Raw genomic sequence first — 24,870 nt, forward strand, 5'->3', positions numbered from 1 at the left:
CGCCGAGCGCCCCGGGAATCCGCCGGAGGCTCCCGTCGCCACTCTCCGTCGCCGTCGGCCGGAACCGTGCGACCGGCGCACCGCGTCATGTGGGGCGTGCAGGGTCATGGTTACGGCGGCACGCCCGCCCTCCGATACCGCTACCGCCTCGCGGGCTGCGTGCTGCTCGTCGCCCATCTGCTGGCGGTCGGCTGGCTCGCCCTGCGCCCGCTGACGGTGCCCTGGGTGTCCGCCGCGCACCTGGAGCCGCTGGCCACGATCCGTGCCGACCTGGCCCTGAGCCCCTGGGAGGCGGCGCGGGCCATAGGGGCCGGGGTGCTGCCGCTCGCCCCGCTGGGCGTGCTGCTGCCCTGGGCGCGGGGCCGCGTCACGGCGTCGCCGCTGGGGTCGCTGACCCGCACGGTCTTCACCAGCGCCATGATCTCGCTGGCGCTGCAGGTGGTGCAGAGCGGCGTCGTGGGCCAGGTGCTGGACGTGGACGCGCTGCTGCTGAACGTGACGGGGGTGGCGGCCGTGCACCTGGCCGTGGTCCCCGCGGCGCGGGCCCGTCTCCGTCGCAGGGGTGACGGCCGGCGGCCGCGGCCCGTACGCCGGGAGGAGTCCCCTCAGGGTGTCACCCCGACGATCCCCAGGGTCGGGATCGCCCCTTAGGCCGACGTTCCGGCCGGGCCCGCGGACATAGCGTGGAGTCATCGGGAAGCCGACGGGAGAGACGGGGAAAACGTTCCCGCGCCGTATCGGTCATCCCGCGAGACGAGGAGTCACCGTCATGTCCGCCAAGCTGGTCCGCCCCCGCAACCACAGGATGATCGCCGGTGTGTGCGCCGGTCTGGCCGAGCGCTTCGGCACCTCCCGCACGACGATGCGGGTGATCTTCCTGCTTTCGTGCCTGCTGCCCGGCCCGCAGTTCCTGCTCTACATCGCGCTGTGGATCCTGCTGCCCTCGGAGAGCGCCTCCCGGGGTCACGGCGAGGCCGCGCACTCCTGGTGAGCGCTCTGCGCGGCTGAACGCTCCGTACGCGGGGAACGCTCCGTGCACGCGGACGGCGGGCCGTCCCCCGGACACCGAGATCCGGGGGACGGCCCGCCGTCGTACGGGCTCGCGGGGGTCAGCCGATGCCGTTCACGGGAAGGCTGCCGAGCGGCAGCCCGGACAGCGGGGCCAGCAGGCCCGCGTTCCCCTTGTTGTCGGTCGGCAGACCGGTGGTCGTGGCCGGGGCGGACCTGGTCGCGCTCTTCGCCCCGAGTGCCTGGGTGGCCTGGGGGAGCTGCGGCGCCACGGCGTGGTCCACGGCCCGGGACGGGGCCTGCAGCATGCCGCTCTGGATCGCGCGGTCCGCCGCGGCGACGACCGGGCCGCCCGCCGGAGCCACCTGGGCCACCTCCTGGATGGGCAGTCCCGCCGTCGTGGTCCGGGCGGTGGTCGTGAGCGATTCGACGGCCCCCGCGGGGCCGGCCGCCTGCGCGCTCCCCGCCGCGACGGCGGCGAAGGCAACACCGAGGGCGGCGGCACCGAGAGTCCTGAAGTTACCGAGCTTCATCTGAATTCTGTCCTCGCGACGGGGGATTCTTCGAGCGGCACTGCAACCTAGCCACGACTTCCCGGCCGCCGCAATCAATGACACGGCCGGGACCACGAAAGTCCCGGCCGTCGCACGGTATTCCCCGCGGATTCACCGTGCGTTGCCGCCGGTGAGAACGCCGCTGGTCAGAAAGGGCCCGTCAGCTCCTACTGAAAGAGCCATTCCGACTTGAGCTCGGCATAACCCGGCTTGATCACGTCGTTGATCATCGCCAGACGTTCATCGAATGGGATGAACGCGGACTTCATCGCGTTGACGGTGAACCACTGCATGTCGTCCAGCGTGTAGCCGAAGGCCTTCACCAGGTGCTCGAATTCCCGGGTCATGCTGGTGCCGCTCATCAGGCGATTATCGGTATTGATGGTCGCCCGGAAATGCAGCTTGCGCAGCAGCCCGACCGGGTGCTCCTCGTACGAGGTGGCCGCGCCGGTCTGCAGGTTCGAGGTGGGGCACATCTCCAGGGGGATGCGCTTGTCCCGGACGTAGGACGCGAGCCGGCCCAGCTCGGCCTTCCCGTCCTCGCCGATCGTGATGTCGTCGATGATGCGGACGCCGTGGCCGAGCCGGTCCGCGCCGCACCACTGGAGCGCCTGCCAGATCGACGGCAGGCCGAACGCCTCGCCGGCGTGGATGGTGAAGTGGTTGTTCTCGCGCTTGAGGTACTCGAACGCGTCCAGGTGGCGGGTGGGGGGGAAGCCCGCCTCGGCGCCCGCGATGTCGAAGCCGACGACGCCGGAGTCGCGGTAGCGGTTGGCCAGTTCGGCGATCTCCAGGGCGCGGGCGGCGTGCCGCATGGCGGTGAGCAGCGCGCCCACCCGGATGCGGTGGCCGTTGGCCTTGGCGCGGCGCTCGCCCTCGCGGAAGCCCTCGTTCACGGCCTCCACGACCTCTTCGAGGCTGAGCCCGGCCTCCAGGTGCTGCTCCGGCGCGTAGCGCACCTCGGCGTAGACGACGCCGTCCTCGGCCAGGTCCTCGGCGCACTCCGCGGCCACCCGGACGAGGGCCTCGCGGGTCTGCATCACGGCGCAGGTGTGCGCGAAGGTCTCCAGGTACCGCTCCAGCGAACCGGAGTCGGCCGCCTCGCGGAACCAGACGCCCAGCTTGTCCGCGTCGGTCTCGGGAAGACCGGTGTAGCCCGTCTCACGGGCCAGGTCCACGATCGTGCCGGGGCGCAGTCCGCCGTCCAGGTGATCGTGCAGGAGGACCTTGGGGGCGCGGCGGATCTGTTCGGGGTTGGGTTGGGAGATGGTCTCGGTCGTCATTTCGGCACTCTAGTCCCTACGCGCGTAGATATCAGCGAACGATACGGAACGGTGACCCGTCGGCGGGGTGGACACCACCGGACCTTCTGCCATCGTTTCTGCCATGGCTCAGCAAGCGTTGCCTCAGCGGGACCCGGAAGGAACGCGCGGACGGCCGGACGCTCCGCGGGAGAGCACGGACACGGCGCGGCTGGGAAAGCCGCTCGGCGCCGGGCGATCGGTGCACGGCGTGGTGCTGCTGCTGCCGGGCGGCCGCGCCGAGGGCACCCGCCGGCCCTCGCCCCTGACCCTCGCGGCGCAGCGGCCGCTGGCCCGCCGGCTGGCCGGGGCGAGCGCCGCGGACGGGCTGGTCGTCCATGCCGTCCACTACCGGCGGCGCGGGTGGAACGGTTCGGCAGCGGACCCGGTGCGGGACGCGGAGTGGGCGGCGGACGAGGTGGGGCGGCGCTACGGCGATGTGCCGGTGTGCCTGGCCGGCACGGACATGGGGGGCCGTGCGGCGCTGCTGGCCGCGGGGCATCCGGCGGTGACCTCGGTGCTGGCCCTCGCGCCCTGGCTGCCGGAGCCGGGGCGGGCCGCTCCCGAGCCCGACCCGGTGCGGCAGCTGAGCGGGCGGCGCGTGCTGATCGTGCACGGCACCAACGACGAGTGCACGGACCCCGATCTGTCGTTCCGGCTCGCCCAGCGGGCGAAGAAGGTCAACCGCGACGTGTGCCGCTTCGAGGTCCACTCGGACGGGCACGGGCTGCGGCAGCACCGGGCGGAAGTCCAGGCGCTCGTGGTCGACTTCGTCCGCGGCTCGCTCTTCGGCCACCACTTCGCCCGCCCGGTCACCGACGCCCTGGCGGCTCCGCCGCCCCTGGGCCTGCGCATGCCGCTGGCCTCCGGCTTCGGGACGAGCCTGGGGTATTGAGGGTTCGGTTCGCTCCCTCGCACGGGGTGCGCCGAGCTCGGCACCGCCGGAAGCGCCGAGTTCGGTTGCTCGCCGCTGCGGCGGATTCGAGAGGCGAGGCCTCTCGGCAACCCTGCTTTGCCGCAGGCAAAGAAATCCCGCCGCAGCGGTGAGCAACCCCCCACGGGCGTGACGGCGGTGCCGAACCGGCAGAACTCCGTGCGTTATCGCGGCAGCAACTGCCCCCTGCGCGACAGGAGGAAGCGTTTGAAGGCAGCCACCGGGGGCGTGTCCGGGTGGCCGTCCAGCCAGGCCACGCCGATCTCGCGGAAGGCCCGGGGCGCGGTGACCGTCAGTTCGGCGACGCCGGGACGGGGGACGGCGGGGGGCGGCAGCAAAGCCACGCCGAGGCCCGCCGCGACGAGGCCGCGGAGCGTCTCCGCCTCCTCACCCTCGAAGGCGACCTTCGGGGTGAACCCCGCCTCCGCGCAGACCGCGTCGGTGATGCGCCGCAGCCCGTAACCCGGTTCGAGGGTGACGAACAGTTCGCCGGCGGCCTCGGCGAGGCGGATGCGCTTGCGGGAGGCGAGGGGGTGGTCGTCGGGGACGACCAGGCGCAGCTTCTGCTCGTCGAGGCGGCGGGCGACGAGGTCCGGGGCGTCCGGCACGGGCGAGGTGAGGCACAGGTCGAGGTCGCCGTCGCGCAGGCGCTGCAGCATGGACTCGCCGTAGCTCTGCACGAGCTGGAACCGCACGCGCGGATGGTCGGCGCGGAAGGCGCGGATGAGCTCGGGTACGGTCTCGGAGCCGAGGGTGTGCAGGAAGCCGAAGGCAACCTTGCCCGCGGCGGGGTCGGCGTCGGCCCGTACGGACTCGGCGGCGCGGTCGACCTCCGAGAGGGCCCGCTCGACGGTGGCGAGGAAGGTGCGGCCGGCCGCGGTCAGCGAGAGCGTGCGGCCGTGGCGGGCGAACAGGGCGACGCCCAGGTCGGCTTCGAGGCGGGCCATCGAGCGGCTGAGCGTGGACTGGGGCGTGCCGAGCTGCTGCGCGGCGCGCGTGACGTGCTCGTGGCGGGCAACGGCCACGAACTGGGCGAGGCGCGGCGTGAGGGTGACGGCCCAGGAGCCGGCCTCGACATCCGCTGTTACGGGGATGTCTTTTTCATTGCCGGCCGGTGACAACGATCGCTGTGACCTGCGTTCATGCAACACAGGATCGATTATCGCCATTCTGTGCATTGGACGCATCAGCCGGGCGCTGCCTACGGTTTTGGCATGCCTCCTGCCGATACCGGGGCATCCAGCGTCATCGTGCGCTCGGGTGCCTCTGTTCCGTCGTCCCTTCCTTCCACTTCCCCGTCCCACGAGGACACCCGGCTGGAGCCGGGCGGCCCCGGCTACCGCCGGATGAGCTTCGCCCTGTTCGCCGCGGGCGTCGCCACGTTCGCCCTCCTCTACTCCACGCAGGCGCTGCTGCCCGCGATCTCCGCCGGCCTCGGGGTGACGGCCGATCAGGCCAGCTGGACGGTGTCCGCCGCGACGGGCGGGCTCGCGCTCGCCGTCGTCCCGCTCAGCGCCCTCTCCGAGCGCTTCGGGCGCCGCACGATGATGACCGCCTCGCTGTGCGTGGCCGCGTGCGTGGCCCTGCTCGTGCCGCTCGCGCCGAGCCTGGGCTGGCTGGTCGCGCTGCGCGCGGTGCAGGGCGCGGCGCTGGCGGGCGTGCCGGCGTCGGCGATGGCCTACCTCGCGGAGGAGGTCCGGCCGAGGGCGCTGGTCGGCGCGATCGGCCTGTTCGTGGCGGGCAACAGCATCGGCGGCATGACCGGCCGCATCCTCGCGGGCTGGGTCGCCCAGGCGTGGGGCTGGCGTGCGGGACTGGCCGCGGTGGGAGCACTGGCGGTGGTGTGCGCGCTGGCCTTCCGGGTGCTGATCCCGCGGGCGCGGCACTTCAGGCCGGCGGCGGTGTCGCCGAAGCGCCTGGCCCGTACGGTCGCCGGGCACCTGTCCGACCCGCTGCTGCGCCGGCTGTACGCGATCGGCGCGCTCTTCATGACGGTGTTCGGCGCGGTCTACACCGTGATCGGCTACCGGCTGGGCGAGGCTCCGTTCTCCCTTCCGCAGGGCGTGGTCGGTTCGGTCTTCCTGATCTACCTGGTGGGCACGGCCTCGTCGGCCGCGGCCGGCAAGCTGGTCGGCCGGCTGGGCCGCCGCGGGGCGCTGTACCTGGCGGTGAGCACGACGACGCTGGGCCTGCTGCTGTCGCTGTCGTCGTCGCTGGCCGGCGTGCTGGCCGGGCTGGTCCTGATCACGGCGGGCTTCTTCGCGGGCCACGCGGTGGCGTCGTCCTCGGTCAGCCGCGCCGCGAAGACGGGCCGCGCCCAGGCCTCGGCGCTCTACCAGACGGCCTACTACCTGGGCTCGTCGGTCGGCGGCACGCTCGGCGCGCTGGCCTTCGGGGCGGGCGGCTGGGACGGCACGGTGGTGCTGGGGCTGCTGGCGATGGTGGGGGCGGCGTCGATCACGCTGTACGCGACGCGCCGCGCTCTGCTGGAACGCCGCCGCGAGGCCGCGCTCCGGGCATAGCCCGGTCCCCAGACGTGCGAAACGGGGCCGGCGGACGTCCGCCGGCCCCGTTTCGCGGGATGTGCTCGCGTCGCGTTACGCGATCCGGTCCAGCACGATCGGGTTCGCCGTGAAGTCCGTGCCCGCCGGGGCGATCTCCACGCCGCCCTCAAGGGCCTTCAGCGCGTAGTCGAACTTCTCCGGGGTGTCCGTGTGGAGGGTCATGAGGGGCTGGCCCTCGGTGACCTTCTCGCCCGGCTTGGCGTGCATCTCGATGCCCGCGCCGAACTGCACCGGGTCCTCCTTGCGGGCGCGGCCCGCACCCAGGCGCCAGGCGGAGACGCCGACGGCGTAGGCGTCGAGCTTGGTGAGGACGCCGGAGGCGGTCGCGGTCACCACGTGCTGCTCGCGGGCGACCGGGAGGGCCGCGTCCGGGTCGCCGCCCTGGGCCTGGATCATGCGGCGCCAGTGGTCCATGGCGGTGCCGTCGCGCAGCGCCTTGGCCGGGTCGGCGTCCTTGATGCCGGCCGCGTCGAGCATCTCGCGGGCGAGCGCGATGGTCAGCTCGACGACGTCCGCCGGGCCGCCGCCCGCCAGGACCTCGACGGACTCGCGGACCTCGAGGGCGTTGCCCGCGGTGAGGCCGAGCGGGGTGGACATGTCCGTCAGGAGGGCCACGGTCTTGACGCCGTGGTCCGTGCCCAGGCCCACCATCGTGGACGCCAGCTCGCGCGCGTCCTCGATGTTCTTCATGAAGGCGCCGGAGCCGACCTTCACGTCCAGGACGAGCGAGCCCGTACCCTCGGCGATCTTCTTGGACATGATGGAGGAGGCGATCAGCGGGATGGCCTCGACCGTGCCGGTCACGTCGCGCAGCGCGTAGAGCTTCTTGTCGGCCGGGGCCAGGCCGTCGCCCGCGGCGCAGATGACGGAGCCGACGTTGCGCAGGACGTCCATCATCTCGTCGTTCGAGAGGAGCGCGCGCCAGCCGGGGATGGACTCCAGCTTGTCCAGCGTGCCGCCGGTGTGGCCGAGGCCGCGGCCGGAGAGCTGCGGGACGGCCGCGCCGCAGGCGGCGACGAGGGGGGCCAGCGGCAGGGTGATCTTGTCGCCGACGCCGCCCGTGGAGTGCTTGTCCGAGGTCGGCACGGGCAGCGAGGAGAAGTCCATGCGCTCGCCCGACTTGATCATCGCGGCGGTCCAGCGCGCGATCTCCGCACGGTCCATGCCGTTGAGGAGGATGGCCATCGCGAGCGCGGACATCTGCTCGTCGGCGACTTCGCCGCGCGTGTACGCGTCGATGACCCAGTCGATCTGCTCGTCGGTCAGTCGACCGCGGTCGCGCTTGGCGCGGATCACGGAAATGGCGTCCATCAGCACATTTTCCTTAAGTTCGTAGTCCTCAGGTCTTCCCGGGGCCGGAAAGTGACCCGGAGGGGCTGCATCACACAACCCCTCCGGCGCTTAAGGACATCTTTAACGATTCAGGTCAGCGGGCCCAAACGCATCCGGCAGGAGCTCCGCCAGCGGGCGGATGCCCGTCGTCGTGTCGACGGCGAGCTCCGGGCCGCCGTGCTCCCACAGCAGCTGCCGGCAGCGCCCGCAGGGCATGAGCACGTTGCCGTGCCGGTCGCAGCAGGTGAAGGCCACGAGCCGGCCGCCGCCGGTGGCGACCAGCTCCGAGACGAGGCCGCACTCGGCGCACAGGGCGACGCCGTACGCCGCGTTCTCCACGTTGCAGCCGGTCACGGTGCGGCCGTCGTCGACGAGGGCCGCGGAGCCCACGGGGAAGCCGGAGTACGGGGCGTAGGCCCGGGACATGGCGTCCCGGGCCAGCCCGCGCAGGGCCTCCCAGTCGGGGGAGTCGGTCACTTGCCCTGGCCCTTCCGGTACGGCTTGCCGTTCGCCTTGGGCATCCTCAGGCGCTGCGAGGACACCGACAGGACGAGCAGCGTGGCCACGTACGGGGTCGCGACGACGAGCTCCAGCGGCACGGTGTCGGTCGTGACGTACCAGACGATCAGCAGGACGCCGATCGCACCGGCCATGATCGCGGCCCGGTGCTTGCCGGCCTTGAGCCGCCACGCGGCGAAGCCGATCAGCAGCGCGGCCAGGAGCAGCAGCAGCGCGTGGACGGTCGGGCCGCCGGAGCGCAGCTGGAGGCTGTCCATGAAGCCGAACAGGCCGGCGCTCATGGCCACGCCGCCCGGCCGCCAGTTGCCGGAGATCATGGTGGCGAGACCGATGTAGCCGCGGCCGGCGGTCTGGCCGTCGGAGTACATGTGCGTGCCGATGGCGAGGAACGCGCCGGCGAGGCCCGCGAGGGCGCCGGAGACGACCACGGCCGCGTACTTGTACGTGTAGACGTTGACGCCGAGGGACTCGGCGGCCACCGGGCTCTCGCCGCACGAGCGCAGGCGCAGGCCGAAGGCGGTGCGCCACAGCACGTAGAAGGTGCCGGCGAAGAGCAGCGCGGCGACGATCGTCAGCCACGACACGTTGGTGACCAGGCCGCGGACGATGCCGGCGAGGTCGGAGACGAGGAACCAGTGGTGCTTCTCGATGTCGCCGAGCCAGCCGGACAGGCCCGGGATGGAGAAGTTCGGCATGTCGGGCATGACGGGCGACTGCTTGTCGTTGCCGCCCGCCTGCTGGGCCGCGCTGCCCTCCGCGCCGAACAGCAGCTTGGCGAAGTACTGCGTGACGCCGAGGGCCAGGATGTTCATGGCCACACCGGAGATGATCTGGTCGACGCCGAAGGTGACGGTGGCGACCGCGTGCACGAGGCCGCCGGCCGCGCCGCCGATGACACCGGCGAGCGCCGCGACCCACGGGCCGTGCTGCCAGCCCATCCAGCCGGCACAGAAGGTGCCGAGCATCATCATGCCTTCGAGGCCGATGTTGACGACGCCCGCGCGCTCGGCCCACAGCCCGCCGAGGCCGGCGAGGCCGATCGGCACGGCCGCGGCGAGGGCGGAGCTGTACTGGCCCGACGAGGTCAGGTCACTGGCGTCCGTGATCATCCGCAGAGCGGAGAGCAGGAGCAGGGCACCCGCGATGATCAGGAGGACGACGGGGTAGGAGAGCTTCCGCCCCTTGCCGTCCTTGTTCTTGCCGCTCAGTCGCCCGGCGAGGGCGGCGGTGAAGGTCGTCGTACTCACGCGGAAACCTCCGCCTTGTCGCTCTTACGGGCCTGGGCGGCGAGCTCCTCGCCGACCTTGCGCTGCTGCATCTTGAGCCCGTACCGGCGCACGAGCTCATAGGCGATGACGACGCACAGGACGATGACGCCCTGGATCACGCCGACGACTTCCTGGGCGTAGCCCTCGAACTCCAGCTGGGTGCTCGTGCGGTCCAGGAAGCCCCAGAGCAGCGCGCCGGCCACCATGCCGATGGGGTGGTTGCGGCCCAGGAGGGCGATGGCGATGCCGGTGAAGCCGATGCCGGCGGGGAAGTCGGTGCCGTAGTTGTACGAGACGCCGAGCAGGGTCGGCATGCCGACGAGGCCGGCCATCGCGCCCGAGAGCAGCATGGCGGTGATCACCATGCGCTTGACGCTGACGCCGGAGGCCTGGGCGGCGGACTCGGACTGGCCGACGGTGCGCAGGTCGAAGCCGAAGCGGGTGCGGCCGAGCACGAACCAGTAGGCGAGGCCGGCCAGCGCCGCGACGATCACGAAGCCGTAGATCGGCTTGGGCGTGGTCGGGATCTCGAAGAAGTGCGCCGAGGCGGGCAGGTAGGTCGTGTGGACCAGGTTGCCCTCCTTGACCGCGAGGCGGCCGTCCTGCAGGAAGTAGGCGATGACCGAGGCGCCGATGGCGTTCAGCATGATGGTGCTGATCACCTCGCTGACGCCCCGGGTCGTCTTCAGCACACCGGCGATGCCGGCCCAGAGCGCGCCCACCAGCATCGCGACGATGATGATGACCGGGATCTGGATGATGCCCGGCAGCGTGAGCGCACCGCCGACGACCGCGGCGAAGAAGGCCGCGATGCGGTACTGGCCGTCGACGCCGATGTTGAAGAGGTTCATCCGGAAGCCGATGGCGACGGCCAGCGCGGACAGGTAGTACGGGGTCGCCTTGTTGACGATCCAGACCTGGCTGTCGGCCTTCGAGCCGAAGTCGATCATCACCTGGTAGGCGTGGAACGGGTCCTTGCCGGTGGCGGCGATGATGACCGAGGTGATCACCAGGGCGGCCACGATGGCCAGGAGCGGGGCGGCGATGCCCAGGATCACCTTGTTCTTGTCGATCTTCTTCACTTGTCGTCACCCTCCCCCGCGGCCTCGTCGGTGGCGTTGTCAGCGTTGCCCTCGCCGGCGGCGGTGGCGTCCGTGCCTTCGCCGGCGGCGGTCTCTTCGGCGTCCTCGGTGTGCTCGAGGTGGCCGGTTGCGGCGCCGGTCATGGCCGAGCCCAACTCCTCCGGGGTGATCGTGGCGGGATCGGCGTCGGCGACCAGGCGGCCGCGGAACATCACCCGCAGGGTGTCGGAGAGCCCGATCAGCTCGTCCAGGTCGGCGGAGATCAGCAGCACCGCCAGGCCCTCGCGGCGCGCCTCGCGGATCTGGTCCCAGATCTGCGCCTGCGCGCCGACGTCCACGCCCCGGGTGGGGTGCGCGGCGATGAGGAGCTTGGGCGCGTGGCTCATCTCGCGGCCGACGATCAGCTTCTGCTGATTGCCGCCGGACAGGGAGGCCGCGGTGACCTCGATGCCGGGCGTGCGCACGTCGTACTCGCGCACGATGCGCTCGGTGTCGGTGCGGGCGGCCTTGTTGTCGAGGACGCCGCGCTTGCTGTTGGGCTTCTCGGTGACGTGGCCGAGGATGCGGTTCTCCCACAGCGGGGCTTCCAGCAGCAGGCCGTGCCGGTGGCGGTCCTCGGGGACGTAGCCGATGCCGCCCTCACGCCGCTTGCGGGTCGGCGCGTGGCTGATGTCGGTTCCGTCGAGGACGACCGTGCCGCCGTCGGGGTCGCGCATGCCCATGATGGCCTCGACGAGCTCCGCCTGGCCGTTGCCCTCCACGCCGGCGATGCCGAGGACCTCGCCCTTGTGGATGGTCAGGGAGATGCCGTCGAGGACCGCGCGGACCACGCCGTCGGGGTCGGTCGCCGACAGGTGCAGCCCGTCCACCTTCAGCATCTCGACGTCGGTGACGGTCGACTCGCGGGTCTCCGGCGAGGGCAGCTCGCTGCCGACCATCAGCTCGGCGAGCTGCTTGGGGGTGGTCTCGCTGGGGACCGCGGTGCCGACGGTGGTGCCGCGCCGGATGACGGTGATGTCGTCGGCGACGGACAGCACCTCGCCGAGCTTGTGCGAGATGAAGATGACCGTGAGGCCCTCGGACTTGAGCTCGCGCAGGTTGTCGAAGAGCGCGTCGACCTCCTGCGGGACCAGCACGGCGGTCGGCTCGTCGAGGATCAGCGTGCGGGCGCCGCGGTAGAGGACCTTGAGGATCTCCACGCGCTGGCGGTCGGCGACGCCGAGGTCCTCCACGAGGGCGTCCGGGCGGACGGACAGGCCGTACGCGTCGGAGATCTCCTTGATCTTCGCGCGGGCCTTGCCGCCGATGCCGTGCAGCTTCTCGGCGCCCAGGACGACGTTCTCCAGGACGGTGAGGTTGTCGGCGAGCATGAAGTGCTGGTGCACCATGCCGATGCCGCGCGCGATGGCGTCGCCCGGGCTGTGCAGGGTGACCTGCTCGCCGTCGAGCGTGATCGTGCCCTCGTCCGGCTTCTGCATGCCGTAGAGGATCTTCATCAGGGTCGACTTGCCGGCGCCGTTCTCGCCGCAGAGGGCGTGGACGGTGCCGCGGCGGACCGTGAGGCGGATGTCGTGGTTGGCCACGACACCGGGGAACCGCTTGGTGATGCCCTCGAGTTCTACTGCGGGGGCCTGCGTACCTGCGGCTTCGGTACTGGTGGACGCTTTGATGGCGCACTCTCCTCGGGGAAGGGAGCGGGAGGAAGGAGCGGAGCCGTCCGGGCGGGGACCGGGTGGAGCTCCGACGGGCGGGGGTGACGCTACACGCGTCAACGGGACGCTACGCGCGTAGCGTCGGCCGCAGTGCCCCCGACCGGAGGCCGGGGGCGTGTGTACGGGCCCGGTGGAGAGGTCCTCTCTCTCACCGGGCCCGTGGCCTTGCGGGTCCGGCCGGTCAGGAGGACCGGCCGGGAGGCGCCGGTCGGAACCGGCACGAGGTCACAGGGTGGACTTGACCTGGACCTTGCCGTCCACGATGTTCTTCTTCGCTTCCTCGATCTTGCCCTTGATGTCGTCGATGAAGCCGCCCGAGGTGGCCAGCGAGACGCCGCCGTCCTTGAGCAGGTACTTGTGCTCACCGGTGAGCGGCTTGCCGTCCTTGACGCTCTTGATCATGTCGAAGACCGCGACGTCCACGTTCTTCACGACCGAGGTGAGGATGTGGTCCTTGTACTTCTCCAGGCCCGGCTGCTGGTACTGGTCGGAGTCGACGCCGATGGCCCAGGCGTCCTTCTGACCCGCGACGGCCTCGATGGAGCCGTTGCCGGAGAGGCCGGCCGCCGTGTAGATCACGTCGATGCCGCGGTCGAGCATGCCCTTGGCCTTTTCCTTGGCGGAGGCCGGGTCGTTGAAGCCCTTGTCGGTGCTGCCGAGGAACTCGGGGCTGACGTCGGCCTTCGGGTCGGTGTCCTTCACGCCCTGCACGAAGCCCGCCGCGAACTTCTTGATCAGCTCGTTGTCGACACCGCCGATGAAACCGACCTTGTGGGTCTTGGACTTCAGCGCGGCGGCGACGCCCGCGAGGTAGGAGCCCTCGTGCTCACCGAAGGTGATGCTGTCGACGTTGGCACCCGGGACGACCGAGTCCACAATCGCGAAGTTGGTCTTGGGGTAGTCCTTGGCGACCTTCTCCAGCGACTTCCCGTAGTTGAAGCCCACGCCGATGACCGGGTTGTAACCCGCCTCCGCCAGGGAGCTGAGGCGCTGCTCGCGCTCGGCCTCGGTCTCGCCGTTCTTGGCGGTCATCATCTTGCTCTTGACGCCCAGTTCCTTCTCGGCCTTGTCCAGGCCACGGGCCGCGGACTCGTTGAAGGAGTGGTCGTCACGGCCGCCGACGTCGAAGGCGAGGCCGACGCCCTTGGTGCTGCCGCCACCGGATTCGGTGGAGGACTCACCGCAGGCGGTGAGGGAGAACGCGAGAGCCGCGGTGGTGATACCCGCGGCAGCAATTGTGGATACCCGGCGCACGAGGGGCCCCTTCACTCGAAGCGCCTCCATTGGCGCTGGTTCGCCGGAATCGTAACGCGCGTAGATGGAGTGAAAAGGGGTGCTTCAAAGCCGTTATCGGATCGTCGCGAACCACTATTGACCCGTTTGCGTCCTTGTTAGACGCATCCGGCCCAGTCAGAGCTGGGTTCACTCATCCGGACGACCGAGAGGTTTTACGTACAACGTGATCTGAGCCCGGACGGCGAGGTTTTACGTACAACGTGACCTGCAACGCTTGATCCCGGACGGCCGGGGCGGCAAGGGGCCCGATATGCACGCCAATGTGCAAGCAATGCACCCCCGAAATCCGCTGGGCACTACAGCTAAATCCGGTGCCCGTCCAGCAATGCCGCGGCCGTGAAGAGCTCGACCCCCGCGGTGATGGAACCCTCGTCCACGTCGAAATCGCCACAATGCAGGTCGCGGCGGGTCGTATCGCCCACGGGACGGACGCCCAGCCGGGCCATCGCCCCAGGAACGTGTTCGAGATACCAGGAGAAGTCCTCACCGCCCAGGCTCTGCTCGGTGTCCTCCACGGAGTCGGGGCCGCGGCGGGCGGCCATGGCGCGCCGCAGGAGCTCCGTGACCTCCGCGTCGTTGACCACCGGGGGCACTCCGCGGACGTAGTTGATCTCCGACTTGGCGCGGTGGAGCGTCGCGACCTCGTCGATCGCGGCGTGCACCAGGTCGGGGGCGTCCCGCCAGGCGTGCAGGTCGAGGCAGCGGACGGTGCCGGAGAGCTCCGCGTGCTGCGGGATCACATTGGGCGCGTGGCCCGTCTCCATCCGGCCCCAGGTGAGGGCGAGGCCCGAGCGGGCGTCGACCCGGCGGGCCAGCACCGCGGGCACGTCGATGGCGATCCGGGCGGCGGCGGTCACCAGGTCGGTGGTGAAGTGCGGACGGGCGGTGTGACCGCCGGGGCCGCCCAGGACGACCTCCAGCCGGTCGCACGCGGAGGTGATGGCGCCCGTGCGCAGGCCGATGCGGCCGACCTCGACCTTCGGGTCGCAGTGCACCGCGATGATCTTGCCGACGCCCTCCAGGGCACCGCACTCGATGGCGTCGAGGGCGCCGCCGGGCAGCACCTCCTCGGCGGGCTGGAAGATCAGCCGGACGGGGCCCGGCAGCCGGCCCTGCTCGGCGAGGTCGGCGAGGACCAGGCCGGCGCCGAGGACCGCGGTGGTGTGCACGTCATGGCCGCAGGCGTGGGCCATCCTGGGGACGGTCGAGCGGTACGGGACCGACTTGGTGTCCGGGATGGGCAGCGCGTCGAGATCGGCGCGGATCGCCAGCATGGGCGGGGCGGGCACGCCCGGCTCGCGGCCGATGTCGCAGAACAGCCCGGTGCCCGTGGCCAGCGTCCGCGGGGAGAGGCCGGCCCGCTGGAGCCTCGCCTTGACCGCCGCCGTGGTCCTGAACTCCCGGTTGCCCAGCTCGGGGTGCATGTGCAAATCCCGCCGGAACGCGATGAGTTCGTCGCGCAGCCCCGGGGGGAGCACTCCGGCGAGCACCCCCTCGCGCGTCCCCTGAGAAGTGGCGGTCCCGGCGTCGCAAGGCATCAGATGGTTCACGCAGGGAAGAGTAGAGCCCCCACCCGGGCAACTGCCCCCCGATCAAGAAAAGTTCAGCCGCATGGATGGCTCACATGAGGGGTATGACCAGTCTTTACGGCTTAGGAAGCGCTCAGCGGGCTGGCCGGAAGTCGCCGCACATCCCTGGCCGTGTCCGTCACCTCGGACAGGAAGCCCTCGGCCCGCGGCGAGGCGTGCTCCGTGAGCCATACGGGGTCGATGTCGCAGACCGCGACGGTGATCCCGGTGCCCGCGAGGGCCAGCGGCAGCGTGTGCACGACGGTCGAGGGGAAGCTGAGGACGGTGCGGCCGACGGGCCCCCGGCGGGCGACGATCTCCAGCGGCAGTTCGGGGCGTACGACTTCCAGCCCGGTCCGGTCCGCTATCCGGCGCAATTTTTCTGCGCTCTCGCGGCGGTGGGCGAAGTAGCGGGTGGCGCCGTGGGCGCGGGCCAGGGCCTCGACGGCCGCGAGATAGCGCCCCGGGTCCACGACCCCGGTCTCCACCAGCGACGTGCCCACGAGGTCCGTGCCCCGGGCGATGCGGGGCGGCCCGAAGGCGGAGCGCGTCCACGCGAAGTCGTTGGCCCTGACCTGTACGCCGGGTGGCGGTTCGACCGGCATCGAGGTGAACGAGGTGAACACCTCTACGCTCCGGCGAGCGTTGGGAGTCAGCAGACGGCGCGCTGAAGCAGACACCGGCGCGAAGAGGAGATCGCGCGCCCCTCGACTGCCGCGCCGGTGCCACCGTACGAGGCTTTCGCCCCGCGCCAGTTGGGCGACGAACTCCATGGTGGCCGTGCCGTCGTCCACCACGACCAGCTCGCGGGCCCGGGTGATGGTCAGCAGCAGCTGAACGTACCGCGAGAACGGGTCGCCGATCACGACCCGCCGCGCCCGGCGGAGCGGGCCGGCGAGGCCGCCGATCGTGGCCACCGGCGCCGCGGGGCCGCCGCGCGCCTCCTCCCAGCGCACCTCGTGCCCCTGGTCGCGGGCCAGCTCGGCCATCCGGCGCAGCTGGCCGCGCGACATCGGGTCGTGGGGGGCGAGGACGACGATCACGAGGCCGGTGGGGCGGGGGCGGAGGGGCGAGGGGGACGAGGGGGGTGCGCCGGACGAGGGGGGCGGGTCGGAGGGGGTGGGGGGATCTGCCGGGTCGTGAAGGGCCGGGGTGCGGGGGCCGGGGTCCCGGGGGCCGGGCTGGCGCGGGACGCCGTACGCCAGGAGCCCGCTGCCGGGGCGGGAGCGCTCGGGGCCGGGCCCCACCGCCTCGCACCCGTACGCGTACGCCCATTCGAGGACGTTGAGGAGCTGGACCGGGCTCTCCACGAAGGCGAGGGTGCCGTCCTGGCCGGCCGGCGGGCCGCCGTCGGCGGCGGTCGGGGTCACCGCGGGCCCGTCAGGCCGTGACGGGTTCGCGGTCGCCGGCCTCGGCGACGACTCCGGTGACCCGGCGCAGCTTGCGCATGGGGCCGAGCTCGCTCTCGTAGACGCGCTTCACTCCGTCGCCGAGGGACTCCTCGACGACGCGGATGTCGCGCACGAGCCGCTGCAGCCCGCCCGGCTCGACGGAGGCGGCCTGGTCGGAGCCCCACATGGCGCGGTCGAGGGTGATGTGGCGCTCGACGAAGGCGGCGCCGAGGGCGACGGCGGCGAGGGTGGTCTGCAGGCCGGTCTCGTGGCCGGAGTAGCCGATGGGCACGTTGGGGTACTCGGCGCGCAGGGTGTGGATGACGCGGAGATTGAGCTCGGCGGCCTTGGCGGGGTACGTGGAGGTGGCGTGGCAGAGCAGGATGTTCTCGCTGCCGAGCACCTCGACGGCGTGCCGGATCTGCTTCGGGGTGGACATGCCGGTGGAGAGGACGATCGTGCGGCCGGTGACGCGCAGGGCGCGCAGGAGCTCGTCGTCGGTGAGGGAGGCGGAGGCGACCTTGTGGGCGGGGACGTCGAACTTCTCCAGGAAGGCGACGGCCTCGGTGTCCCAGGGGGAGGCGAACCAGTCGATGCCGCGCTCGCGGCAGTGGTCGTCGATGGCCCGGTACTCGTCCTCGCCGAACTCCACCCGGTGGCGGTAGTCGATGTAGCGCATCCGGCCCCAGGGGGTGTCGCGCTCGACGTCCCACTGGTCGCGGGGCGTGCAGAGCTCGGGGGTGCGCTTCTGGAACTTGACGGCGTCGCAGCCGGCGTCGGCGGCGGCGTCGATGAGGGCGAAGGCGTTGGCGAGGTCGCCGTTGTGGTTGATGCCGATCTCGCCGGTGATGTAGACGGGGTGGCCGGGGCCGGCGGTCTTGCGGCCGAGGGTCCGGACGGGGGCGTACGGGGCGGGGAGTACGGGGTTCATACGGGCGGTTCCTTCGCGGGGTGCGGGGACGGGGACGGATGCGGGGGCGGGCTCGGGGGGCTGGGGTGCGGGGACGGGCTCGGGGGGCTGGGGTCCGGGGCCGGAGGAGGCCGTGGACCGTGACGGGCTCAGGTCATGGCCAAGCCGGGGCCCAGCAGCCAGGTGGCGATCTCGCGGAGGGCGCCTCGGCCGCCGGGTGCGGAGGTGACGGCGCGGGCGGCGCCGCGCACGGCGTCGTGGGCGTCCGCGACGGCCACGGGCCAGCCGACGAGCCCCAGGCAGGCCAGGTCGTTGACGTCGTTGCCGACGTAGAGGACGCGGTCGGGGGCGATCCCGTGCTCCTCGCACCACTGCTTGAGCGCGCTGTCCTTGCGGTCGACGCCGTGCAGGACGGGCACGCGCAGCTTGCGCCCGCGCGCGGCGACGACGGCGTTGGCCTCGGTGGAGAGGATCAGCAGGGAGAGCCCGGCGCGGCGCAGGGCGGCGATGCCGAGGCCGTCGCCGCGGTGCACGGCGACGAGTTCGCGGCCGTCGGCGTCGATGAGGACGCGGTCGTCGGTCTGGGTACCGTCGAAGTCCATGACGACGGCGTCGATGTCGGCGCGGGTGGGGAGCGCGGCGGGGTCCGGCCCGTCGAGGAGGGGGGCGAGGGCGCGGGCGCGGGCCAGGTCGTGCGGGTCGTCGATCTCCAGGACGCGGGCGGCCTCGGTGGGGACGGCCTCGGTGCGGCCGAAGAAGCGGTGCCGGGCGGCGCGGAAGCCGTCGGCGCGCATGGCGTAGGCGGCGCCGGTCTCCAGGAAGTCCTGGGGGCGGTCCTGGCGGCGGGGGCGGTGGGCCTTGTCGTGGTTGACGCCGTGGGCGGCGCCCTCCCCGTCGCCGGCCCGCCACACGAACCCGTGGAAGGGGGCGACCGTCAGGGCGCTGTCGGCGCCTCCTTCGATCACCGCGCGGGCGACGCCGTCGACGTCCTCGCCCGTCAGGAACGGGCTCGTGCACTGCACCAGCAGGACGGTGCCGACCCGGGTGCCGTGCATCGCCTCGTACGCGTCCATCGCGTGCAGGACGGCCGCCTCGCTGGTGGCGGTGTCGCCCGCGAGGGCGGCGGGCCGCTGGACGACGACGGCGCCGGCGCCACGCGCGGTGGCCGCGATGCCGGGGTCGTCGGTGGAGACGACGACGTCGGTGACGAGCCGGGCGGCCCGGCACGCCCGCACGGCCCGCGCCACGAGCGGCACGCCCCCGATCGCCGCGAGGTTCTTGGCGGGCACGCCCTTCGACCCGCCGCGGGCGGGGATGACGGCGAGGACGGCGGGGGCGGGCGGGGCGGCGGAGACCGTTGGGATAGCGGAAGCGGTGGGGGCGGCGTGGGCCGACGCGGCCGGGGAAGCCGAGGCGGCCGGGGAAGCCGAGGTGGCTGGGGAAGCCAGGGCGGCCGGGGCGGCTTGCATGGCGGGCTCCTTGTGTAGCCGGGGGGTTGGGGCGGGCGGGGCGGCGCTCCTCCGAGGACCGGCCGGAAGGCCGCCCGTCACAGGTCACCCACGCGGCGGATCAGGGGGGCGACCCGCTGGACGCCGTGGCGGTAGGCGCCGCGGGCCGCGTCGCGGAGGGCGGCGCGGCCCGCGCGGCGGAGGGCGCTCTCCTCGCGCGGGGCCCCCGCCCGGCCGGGAAGGGGCCGGCCGCGGTGGTCGAGGCCGTGGCGGGCGAGGACGGCGGGGAGGTAGCCGGGTGCCGTGGCCGCGGTGTAGTAGGGGGCCGGCGGGGGCAGGCCGGGCCGGGCGGCGAGGGCGGCGACGCGCTGCCGGGCGGCCGCGAAGACCGCCTCGCCGGATCCGTCGGCGGGCACCCCCTGGCGGGCGGCCCACTCCGGGTCGGCCCGCGGCAGGTGGCCGGCGTCGAGCTGGTCCCAGGAGGCGAGGCAGCCCGAGCCGAGGAAGTGGTGGTTGCCGAGGGACTCGCGGATGCCGAGGTCGGTGAGGACCGCCGTGGGGATGGCGCGGTGGAGGGACTCCAGGGCCGCGGTGGAGCTGACGGTGACGAGGAGGTCCGTGCGGTCGAGGACCTCGCCCATGTGCCCGTAGACCAGGCGGCAGTTGGGCGGGAGGCCGCCGGGGAGGCGCGCGGCCAGCTTCTGGTACGGGATTTCCTCGATGTGCGTGGTGTGCTCTCCGGGCTTGCTGCGGAGTTTGACGAGCACTTCGCGCTCCGGGTGCGCCCGGGCGTGCGCGACGGCGCGGCGGAGCAGGTAGCCGCGGTCGGTGCGGCTCTCGGGCACGGACGGCTGCGCGGCGAACACGACGGTGAAGGGCCGGACTTGACCGTTTCCTGCGCCGCTCCCCCGGCGGTCACTCACCCCGCGCGCGTCGCCCAGGAACGGCAGCGCCCACTCGGTCACGCAGTCCGCGTCGGCGCCTACCCCCTCGTAAACGGCGCGGAAACGGGCCGCGTCGTCGGGCGAGTTGGCGAGGACGACGTCCGCGCCGTGGCGCAGCAGGAGCCCGTCGGCGAGCTTCTCGTAGACGACGCCGACGTAGCCGGTCACGACGACGGGCCGGCGGGGCACGCCGTCCCAGGCGGCGGCGAGTCCGTGCAGCATGGCCTGGACGGCGCCGCCGACGCAGGCGAGGACCACGACGTCGTACCGGTCCCGCCCGGCCGTGCGGACGAACTCGGTGCCGGTGACCTCGGCGATCTCCGCCGCGCGCACGCCCACCTCGCCGAGCTGGCGGGCGGTGGGGGTCGCGCGGCCCCTCAGGAGGCGGCCGTCGAGCCGGGCGCCCGGAGCGAGCCGGTGCGCGGTGAGCGCGCCCCATTTCCACCGGGTGTCGGAGTCGGCGAGCACGGCGATCCGCAACGGAGGTTCGGTACGTGATGGCACGCCGTCACGATAGAAATCCATTCCGTTTCGTTGCCCAACGCGAGGGCAACGGCCGGTAAACAGCACACCGACGATCGGCGAATCGGCCCGGCGGAGGGGGCGGTTCATCATTCCGCCGCGCTTCGTTCACCTCCGCGCCCGCCCGCGGCCAAGACGAATGCCGGGGGGGCCGCCTAATGTCGCCGGAGTGGTCAAGCTCTCCGTCATCGTCCCGTTCTTCAATGTTCAGGCCTTTGCGCCCGACGTACTGAGAAGCCTGCAGGCGAACGCCCGTGAGGATTTCGAATTCATTCTCGTGGACGACTGCTCGACCGACGGCACGCCGGCGCTCCTGAAGCGCGCCGGGCGCGAGGTGCCGGGGGCCGTGGTCGTGCGCCACGAGCGCAACGGCGGCCTCGCCACCGCCCGCAACACCGGCCTGGACGCGGCGCGCGGCGAGTACCTGACCTTCCTCGACGGGGACGACTGGCTGGCGCCGGGCTACTACTCCCGGCTCGTCTCGTACATCGAGGAACTGGCCGTCGACTTCGTCCGCACGGACCACGTGCAGTGCACGGGCCGCACCCGCACCGTGCAGCGCGTGCCGCACGGCCGCCACGGAGTGGTGCTGGACCCGCGGGGCGCGATCCTGCCGGCGGACCGCTCGACGTCCGTCGACTACCCGTACGCGTGGGCCGGGATCTACCACCGGCGGCTGCTGGACGACGGCCTGCTGCACTTCCGGGACGGCCTGCGGACCGCCGAGGACCGGCCGTGGATCTGGCGGCTGCACCGCGAGGCGCGCACCTTCGCGGTGGCCGGGCTGCTCGGCGTCTTCTACCGGCGCGGGGTGGCGACCTCGCTCACCCAGATCGGCGACGTACGGCAGCTCGATTTCCTCCGCGCATTCGATCAGGTCATCGAGGAGACGGCCCGCGACAAGGAGGCGGAGGCGTTTCTCCCGAAAGCCGTTCGAACGTATTGCGCAATCATTTCCCACCACCTCATGAATGTCGAACGTTTTGAGCCGCAGGTAGCCCGCGCATTGCGTACGAAGAGCGCGGCCGCACTGCGCCGCCTGCCCCCGGACCTCGTCAAGGACGCCGTGAATTCCATGGACTACGACCGCGCGATCCGCTTGCGAAGGCTGAGGCGACGACTGCCGACCGGGGGCGGGTCGGGGGCCGGGGCAGGAACCGGGACCGAAGCCGAGGCCGGAAGCGCCGGGACCGCCGGGGCGGCCGCCTGATGTCCGACGTCCTCCCCGCCCCCGCCCGCCGCACGCAGATCTTCCTCGCGTCCACCCTGTACGGCGCCGCGACGCTCGCCGCCGCCCTGGACGCCGGGTGCTTCGCCCCAGCCGACCGCCGCCTGCTGCTCGTCGCCAACACCGCCGCCGTCCCGGAGACCACCCCGGCCCTGGACGAGGCGCCCGGCTTCGAGCGGCTGCGCACCCGTTTCGACGACGTGCTCTCCTGGAACGAGGCGATCCGGCCCTTCCACCCCTCCGGCTGGTCGCCCCGCCCGGACGACGCCCCCCTGTGGGAGCGGCACCTGCGGCTGCTGTGGGGCCTGGGCGACGACGACGTCTCGCTCGTCGTCGAGTCCATCCAGGTCAGTCCGGCGCTCGCGGTCACCCAGTGCTTCCCCGACGCCCCGCTCGACGTCTACGCCGACGGGTTGATGAGCTACGGCCCCACCCGTAACAAGCTCGACCCGCTGATCGGCACCCGCGTCGGCCGGCTGCTCCACCCGGACCTCGTACCGGGCCTGCGGCCGCTGCTGCTCACGGAGTTCGGCGTCGCGCCGGAGATCGTCCCCACGGCCGCCTTCACGAAGGTGCTGGCCGAGCTCGCCGGGGCCGCGCCCGCCCTCGACGCGCCCGAGGGCGCGGCGCTCCTGCTCGGCCAGTACTTGTCGGCGCTCGACATCCTCAGCCCCGAGGAGGAGGAGCGGCTGCACGTGCGGATGCTGCGCGGGGTGGCCGCGCACGGCCACCGCGAAGCCGTCTTCAAGCCCCACCCGGCGGCGCCGGCCCGCTGGTCACGGATGCTGCAGGAGGAGGCGGACCGGCTCGGCGTCAGCCTGACGGTGCTGGACACGCCCGTCCTGGCGGAGGTGGTCTACCAGCGGCTGCGCCCGGCGCTGGTGACCGGCTGCTTCTCGACGGCGCTGGTGACGGCGAAGGCGTTCTACGGCCTCCCGGCGGCGTGCACGGGCACGGACCTGCTCCTGGAGCGCCTCAGCCCGTACCAGAACAGCAACAGGGTGCCGGTGACGCTGGTGGATGCGCTGCTTCCGGAGCTGAGCGCAGGCGCGCACCGGGCCGCACCCGACAACGGGGAGCAAGCCGGCCTCAACGGCCTCCTGGCAGCCGTCGGTTTCGCGATGCAGCCCCAGATCTACCCCGGTCTGCGCGAGGCCGCAGAGAACTACCTCCGCACCCACCTCACCCCCCGCACCCGCCGCTACTTCAAGCGCCGCCGCCTCACCGCCCTCGGACTCCCCGGCGCGCTCCCGGCCCAGCTGTCGTTCCTGCCGCGCAACCCGGCCGTACGAAGGGCCGCGCGGCGGGCACTCGCTCTCCAGCGGCGCCTGGCCAGGGCGAAGGCGGCGAGGACGGCGAAGGCGGCGAAGACAAAGACGAAGACGACGGTGACGACATGACCGCCCCGGCCTTGCCCCGGCCCCGCCGCAAAGCAACGGCGGCCTCAGCCGCATCCGCATCCGCATCCGCATCCGCATCCGAGGATTCGAAGCCCTTACAGGCCCCCCACGGCGGCAGCCGCCTCCGCGCCCTCGACGGCCTGCGGCTGGTCGCCGCCCTGATGGTGGCCCTGTACCACTACGGCGGGCGCGACGGGGACGTGAGCCGCGCGTGGGGCACGTCGCCGCGGCACGAATTCCCCACGCTGTCGGGCGCGTTCGCCTACGGCTGCCTGGGCGTCGAGATCTTCTTCGTCATCAGCGGCTTCGTGATCTGCATGAGCGGCTGGGGCCGCCCCCTGCGCTCGTTCTTCGCCTCGCGCGCGGCCCGCCTCTACCCCGCCTACTGGGCGGCGATCCTGCTGGTCACCGTGGCCTTCGCGCTGCCGGGAGCCGGGTACAAGACGGTGTCGTTCAGCGACACGCTCGTGAACATGACCATGCTGCAGCAGCCGGTCGGCGCGCAGCGGGTGCTGGGCGTGTGCTGGACGCTCTGGGCGGAGCTGCGGTTCTACGCGCTGTTCGCGCTGTGCGTGGTGCTGCCGGGCGCGACGCGGCGCCGCGTGGTGATGTTCTGCGCGATGTGGACGCTGGCGACGGTCGTCACGACCGCGTCGCACGTGGAGTTCCTGCGGGTCGTCGTGATGCCGGAGTACTCGGCGTACTTCATCGGCGGCATCGGCCTGTACCTCGTCCACCGCTTCGGGCACGACCTCCTGCACTGGGGCATCGTCGCCGTGAGCTTCCTCGTCGGGCAGCACTACGCGGTGGCGGGGCTGTGGCACGTGCCGAACCCGCACTTCTTCTCGTACCGCTCCCCGTACGTGATCGTGGCCGTCGTGGCGCTCGGGTACGCGGCGGTGGCGGCCGTCGCCCTGGGCGGGCTCGGCCGGCCGAACTGGCACTGGCTGACGGTCGCGGGCGCGCTGACCTACCCCTTCTACCTGGTGCACGAGCACCTGGGGTGGCTGGTGATCGGCACCCTGCACCGGCACTTGGGCGTCCCCGCCTACGGGACGCTCGGCCTGACCATCGCCCTGATGCTGGGCCTGGCCTGGCTGCTGCACCGCTACGTGGAGCGGCGGCTCACGCCCCTGCTGCGCAGGTCACTCGACCCGCGCACATCACCCGGCCCGGGCACGGCACCCGACAAGGGCACGTCACCCGGCCCGGGCACGTCACTCGACCCCGCCGGGGCGAGGCGGCGCTAGCGTGGCCTCGATGCCGGCGACGACGGCATGCAGGCCGTCCTCGAAACCGGCGTCGAGGTCCTCGAAGAACACTGTCCCGGCCTCTATGGCCAGGGGGTAGCCCTCCAGCTTGCGGGCGCGCTCCGACAGTTCGTACGCGGGATCGCGCTCGCCGCCGGGCAGCGGATAGACGGACTGCTCCTCTATGACGAAGCCCATCGTGTAGGTGTTGACGGTGAACCAGGCGCGGGCGGCGGCGCGCGGGGTGAAGCCCGCGTCCACGATCACCCGCATCATCCCCTCCACCGGGCTCGCGTAGCCGGTGCCGGTGAAGCGCGTGCCGCTGAAGACCTTGGCGCCGTCGCGGTAGCCGAGCAGGAAGTCGCGGATCACGTGGGCGGCGCCGGTGAGGAACCCCTGCCACGTGCTGGTGTCGACGGTCCTGAGGGGCTCGGCCATGCGCCGGAACATCTCGGTGGCCACCTCGTCGAGCAGCTCCTGCTTGTTCTTGAAGTGCCAGTAGAGCGCCGGGGCCTGGACGCCCAGCTCCTGGGCGATCCTGCGCAGGGTCAGGCCTTCGAGGCCCACCTCGTTGAGCAGGCGGAGTGCGGTGTCGGCCACTTGGGCGCGGTCGATGCGGGTTGCCACCTTGACAGCTTA

22 protein-coding genes are annotated in these 24,870 nt (G+C 72.3%); 7 read left to right on the plus strand and 15 right to left on the minus strand.

The features are described from left to right. Window positions 1–96: 96 nt before the first annotated feature. The gene (locus ACFZCD_RS17310) at window positions 97–651 is read left to right on the plus strand and encodes a VanZ family protein (protein WP_391832238.1); all 555 of its coding nucleotides are present in this window, start codon (window positions 97–99) and stop codon (window positions 649–651) included. 118 nt (window positions 652–769) lie between these two features. Further along, complete coding sequence (locus tag ACFZCD_RS17315) at window positions 770–991, plus strand: PspC domain-containing protein (RefSeq protein ID WP_391831582.1); 222 nt, start codon at window positions 770–772, stop codon at window positions 989–991. A 118-nt stretch (window positions 992–1,109) separates the two neighbouring features. Here ACFZCD_RS17315 and ACFZCD_RS17320 read toward each other — a convergent pair whose 3' ends face one another. Both ACFZCD_RS17320 and ACFZCD_RS17325 read right to left on the minus strand, forming a co-directional pair. Continuing rightward, window positions 1,110–1,541, minus strand: coding sequence for a hypothetical protein (locus tag ACFZCD_RS17320; protein ID WP_391831584.1), 432 nt, complete (start codon window positions 1,539–1,541; stop codon window positions 1,110–1,112). Between the two features lie 188 nt (window positions 1,542–1,729). Continuing rightward, a complete protein-coding gene (locus tag ACFZCD_RS17325; protein ID WP_391831586.1) occupies window positions 1,730–2,845 on the minus strand; it encodes an adenosine deaminase in 1,116 nt (371 codons plus the stop codon). Window positions 2,846–2,948: 103 nt separating this feature from the next. Here ACFZCD_RS17325 and ACFZCD_RS17330 point away from each other — a divergent pair, with 103 nt between their 5' ends. Next, on the plus strand, window positions 2,949–3,758 hold the full coding sequence (locus ACFZCD_RS17330; protein ID WP_391831588.1) for an alpha/beta hydrolase: 810 nt from the start codon (window positions 2,949–2,951) through the stop codon (window positions 3,756–3,758). A 203-nt stretch (window positions 3,759–3,961) separates the two neighbouring features. On the opposite strand, the gene ACFZCD_RS17335 is transcribed toward ACFZCD_RS17330, so the two are convergent. Continuing rightward, window positions 3,962–4,975: a LysR substrate-binding domain-containing protein gene (locus tag ACFZCD_RS17335; RefSeq protein WP_391831590.1), complete on the minus strand. Its 1,014-nt coding sequence runs from the start codon at window positions 4,973–4,975 to the stop codon at window positions 3,962–3,964. A gap of 36 nt (window positions 4,976–5,011) precedes the next feature. On the opposite strand from ACFZCD_RS17335, the gene ACFZCD_RS17340 reads away from it, so the two are divergent. After that, window positions 5,012–6,319 carry an MFS transporter gene (locus ACFZCD_RS17340; protein ID WP_391831592.1) on the plus strand — a complete coding sequence of 436 codons (1,308 nt, stop codon included), beginning with the start codon at window positions 5,012–5,014 and terminating at the stop codon, window positions 6,317–6,319. A gap of 75 nt (window positions 6,320–6,394) precedes the next feature. On the opposite strand, the gene ACFZCD_RS17345 is transcribed toward ACFZCD_RS17340, so the two are convergent. From ACFZCD_RS17345 to ACFZCD_RS17395, 11 genes are all read right to left on the minus strand, one after another. Continuing rightward, entirely contained in the window at window positions 6,395–7,678 is a 1,284-nt protein-coding gene (locus ACFZCD_RS17345) for a thymidine phosphorylase (protein WP_391831594.1), read from the minus strand. Window positions 7,679–7,774: 96 nt separating this feature from the next. After that, window positions 7,775–8,170, minus strand: coding sequence for a cytidine deaminase (locus ACFZCD_RS17350; RefSeq protein WP_391831596.1), 396 nt, complete (start codon window positions 8,168–8,170; stop codon window positions 7,775–7,777). After that, on the minus strand, window positions 8,167–9,459 hold the full coding sequence (locus ACFZCD_RS17355; RefSeq protein ID WP_391831598.1) for an ABC transporter permease: 1,293 nt from the start codon (window positions 9,457–9,459) through the stop codon (window positions 8,167–8,169). The genes ACFZCD_RS17350 and ACFZCD_RS17355 overlap by 4 nt, the downstream gene beginning before the upstream one ends. Further along, window positions 9,456–10,562, minus strand: coding sequence for an ABC transporter permease (locus ACFZCD_RS17360; protein ID WP_391831600.1), 1,107 nt, complete (start codon window positions 10,560–10,562; stop codon window positions 9,456–9,458). The genes ACFZCD_RS17355 and ACFZCD_RS17360 overlap by 4 nt, the downstream gene beginning before the upstream one ends. Then, entirely contained in the window at window positions 10,559–12,232 is a 1,674-nt protein-coding gene (locus ACFZCD_RS17365) for an ABC transporter ATP-binding protein (protein WP_391832240.1), read from the minus strand. Before ACFZCD_RS17365 ends, ACFZCD_RS17360 begins: the two co-directional genes overlap by 4 nt. A gap of 267 nt (window positions 12,233–12,499) precedes the next feature. Further along, a complete protein-coding gene (locus ACFZCD_RS17370; RefSeq protein WP_391831602.1) occupies window positions 12,500–13,528 on the minus strand; it encodes a BMP family protein in 1,029 nt (342 codons plus the stop codon). A 344-nt stretch (window positions 13,529–13,872) separates the two neighbouring features. Continuing rightward, on the minus strand, window positions 13,873–15,108 hold the full coding sequence (locus tag ACFZCD_RS17375; protein WP_391832242.1) for an amidohydrolase: 1,236 nt from the start codon (window positions 15,106–15,108) through the stop codon (window positions 13,873–13,875). A gap of 113 nt (window positions 15,109–15,221) precedes the next feature. Next, complete coding sequence (locus tag ACFZCD_RS17380) at window positions 15,222–16,508, minus strand: hypothetical protein (RefSeq protein WP_391831604.1); 1,287 nt, start codon at window positions 16,506–16,508, stop codon at window positions 15,222–15,224. A 10-nt stretch (window positions 16,509–16,518) separates the two neighbouring features. Beyond that, window positions 16,519–17,460 (minus strand): N-acetylneuraminate synthase family protein, encoded by a 942-nt coding sequence (locus ACFZCD_RS17385; RefSeq protein WP_391831606.1) that lies wholly within the window; start codon window positions 17,458–17,460, stop codon window positions 16,519–16,521. A gap of 128 nt (window positions 17,461–17,588) precedes the next feature. Next, window positions 17,589–18,908, minus strand: coding sequence for a cytidylyltransferase domain-containing protein (locus ACFZCD_RS17390; protein ID WP_391831608.1), 1,320 nt, complete (start codon window positions 18,906–18,908; stop codon window positions 17,589–17,591). Between the two features lie 77 nt (window positions 18,909–18,985). After that, entirely contained in the window at window positions 18,986–20,335 is a 1,350-nt protein-coding gene (locus ACFZCD_RS17395; protein WP_391831610.1) for a DUF6716 putative glycosyltransferase, read from the minus strand. 187 nt (window positions 20,336–20,522) lie between these two features. On the opposite strand from ACFZCD_RS17395, the gene ACFZCD_RS17400 reads away from it, so the two are divergent. Genes ACFZCD_RS17400 through ACFZCD_RS17410 form a run of 3 tightly spaced genes read left to right on the plus strand, consistent with a single transcriptional unit; the run spans window position 20,523 to window position 24,231 of the window. Then, a complete protein-coding gene (locus ACFZCD_RS17400; protein WP_391831612.1) occupies window positions 20,523–21,563 on the plus strand; it encodes a glycosyltransferase family 2 protein in 1,041 nt (346 codons plus the stop codon). After that, on the plus strand, window positions 21,563–22,981 hold the full coding sequence (locus ACFZCD_RS17405; RefSeq protein WP_391831614.1) for a polysialyltransferase family glycosyltransferase: 1,419 nt from the start codon (window positions 21,563–21,565) through the stop codon (window positions 22,979–22,981). Before ACFZCD_RS17400 ends, ACFZCD_RS17405 begins: the two co-directional genes overlap by 1 nt. After that, window positions 22,978–24,231 (plus strand): acyltransferase family protein, encoded by a 1,254-nt coding sequence (locus ACFZCD_RS17410; protein ID WP_391831616.1) that lies wholly within the window; start codon window positions 22,978–22,980, stop codon window positions 24,229–24,231. Before ACFZCD_RS17405 ends, ACFZCD_RS17410 begins: the two co-directional genes overlap by 4 nt. On the opposite strand, the gene ACFZCD_RS17415 is transcribed toward ACFZCD_RS17410, so the two are convergent. After that, on the minus strand, window positions 24,199–24,858 hold the full coding sequence (locus tag ACFZCD_RS17415) for a TetR/AcrR family transcriptional regulator C-terminal domain-containing protein (RefSeq protein ID WP_391831618.1): 660 nt from the start codon (window positions 24,856–24,858) through the stop codon (window positions 24,199–24,201). The genes ACFZCD_RS17410 and ACFZCD_RS17415 overlap by 33 nt on opposite strands. Window positions 24,859–24,870: the final 12 nt, after the last annotated feature.

The organism is Streptomyces sp. NPDC008001, from assembly GCF_042958085.1.
Taxonomy (GTDB): domain Bacteria; phylum Actinomycetota; class Actinomycetes; order Streptomycetales; family Streptomycetaceae; genus Streptomyces.

Bases quoted from the DNA above. Each gene is read 5' to 3' on its own strand.
- ACFZCD_RS17315 (WP_391831582.1), top strand. From the start codon at position 770: ATGTCCGCCAAGCTGGTCCGCCCCCGCAACCACAGGATGATCGCCGGT.
- ACFZCD_RS17320 (WP_391831584.1), bottom strand. From the start codon at position 1,541: ATGAAGCTCGGTAACTTCAGGACTCTCGGTGCCGCCGCCCTCGGTGTT.
- ACFZCD_RS17325 (WP_391831586.1), bottom strand. From the start codon at position 2,845: ATGACGACCGAGACCATCTCCCAACCCAACCCCGAACAGATCCGCCGC.
- ACFZCD_RS17330 (WP_391831588.1), top strand. From the start codon at position 2,949: ATGGCTCAGCAAGCGTTGCCTCAGCGGGACCCGGAAGGAACGCGCGGA.
- ACFZCD_RS17335 (WP_391831590.1), bottom strand. From the start codon at position 4,975: ATGCACAGAATGGCGATAATCGATCCTGTGTTGCATGAACGCAGGTCA.
- ACFZCD_RS17340 (WP_391831592.1), top strand. From the start codon at position 5,012: ATGCCTCCTGCCGATACCGGGGCATCCAGCGTCATCGTGCGCTCGGGT.
- ACFZCD_RS17375 (WP_391832242.1), bottom strand. From the start codon at position 15,108: ATGCCTTGCGACGCCGGGACCGCCACTTCTCAGGGGACGCGCGAGGGG.
- ACFZCD_RS17385 (WP_391831606.1), bottom strand. From the start codon at position 17,460: ATGAACCCCGTACTCCCCGCCCCGTACGCCCCCGTCCGGACCCTCGGC.
- ACFZCD_RS17390 (WP_391831608.1), bottom strand. From the start codon at position 18,908: ATGCAAGCCGCCCCGGCCGCCCTGGCTTCCCCAGCCACCTCGGCTTCC.
- ACFZCD_RS17405 (WP_391831614.1), top strand. From the start codon at position 21,563: ATGTCCGACGTCCTCCCCGCCCCCGCCCGCCGCACGCAGATCTTCCTC.
- ACFZCD_RS17410 (WP_391831616.1), top strand. From the start codon at position 22,978: ATGACCGCCCCGGCCTTGCCCCGGCCCCGCCGCAAAGCAACGGCGGCC.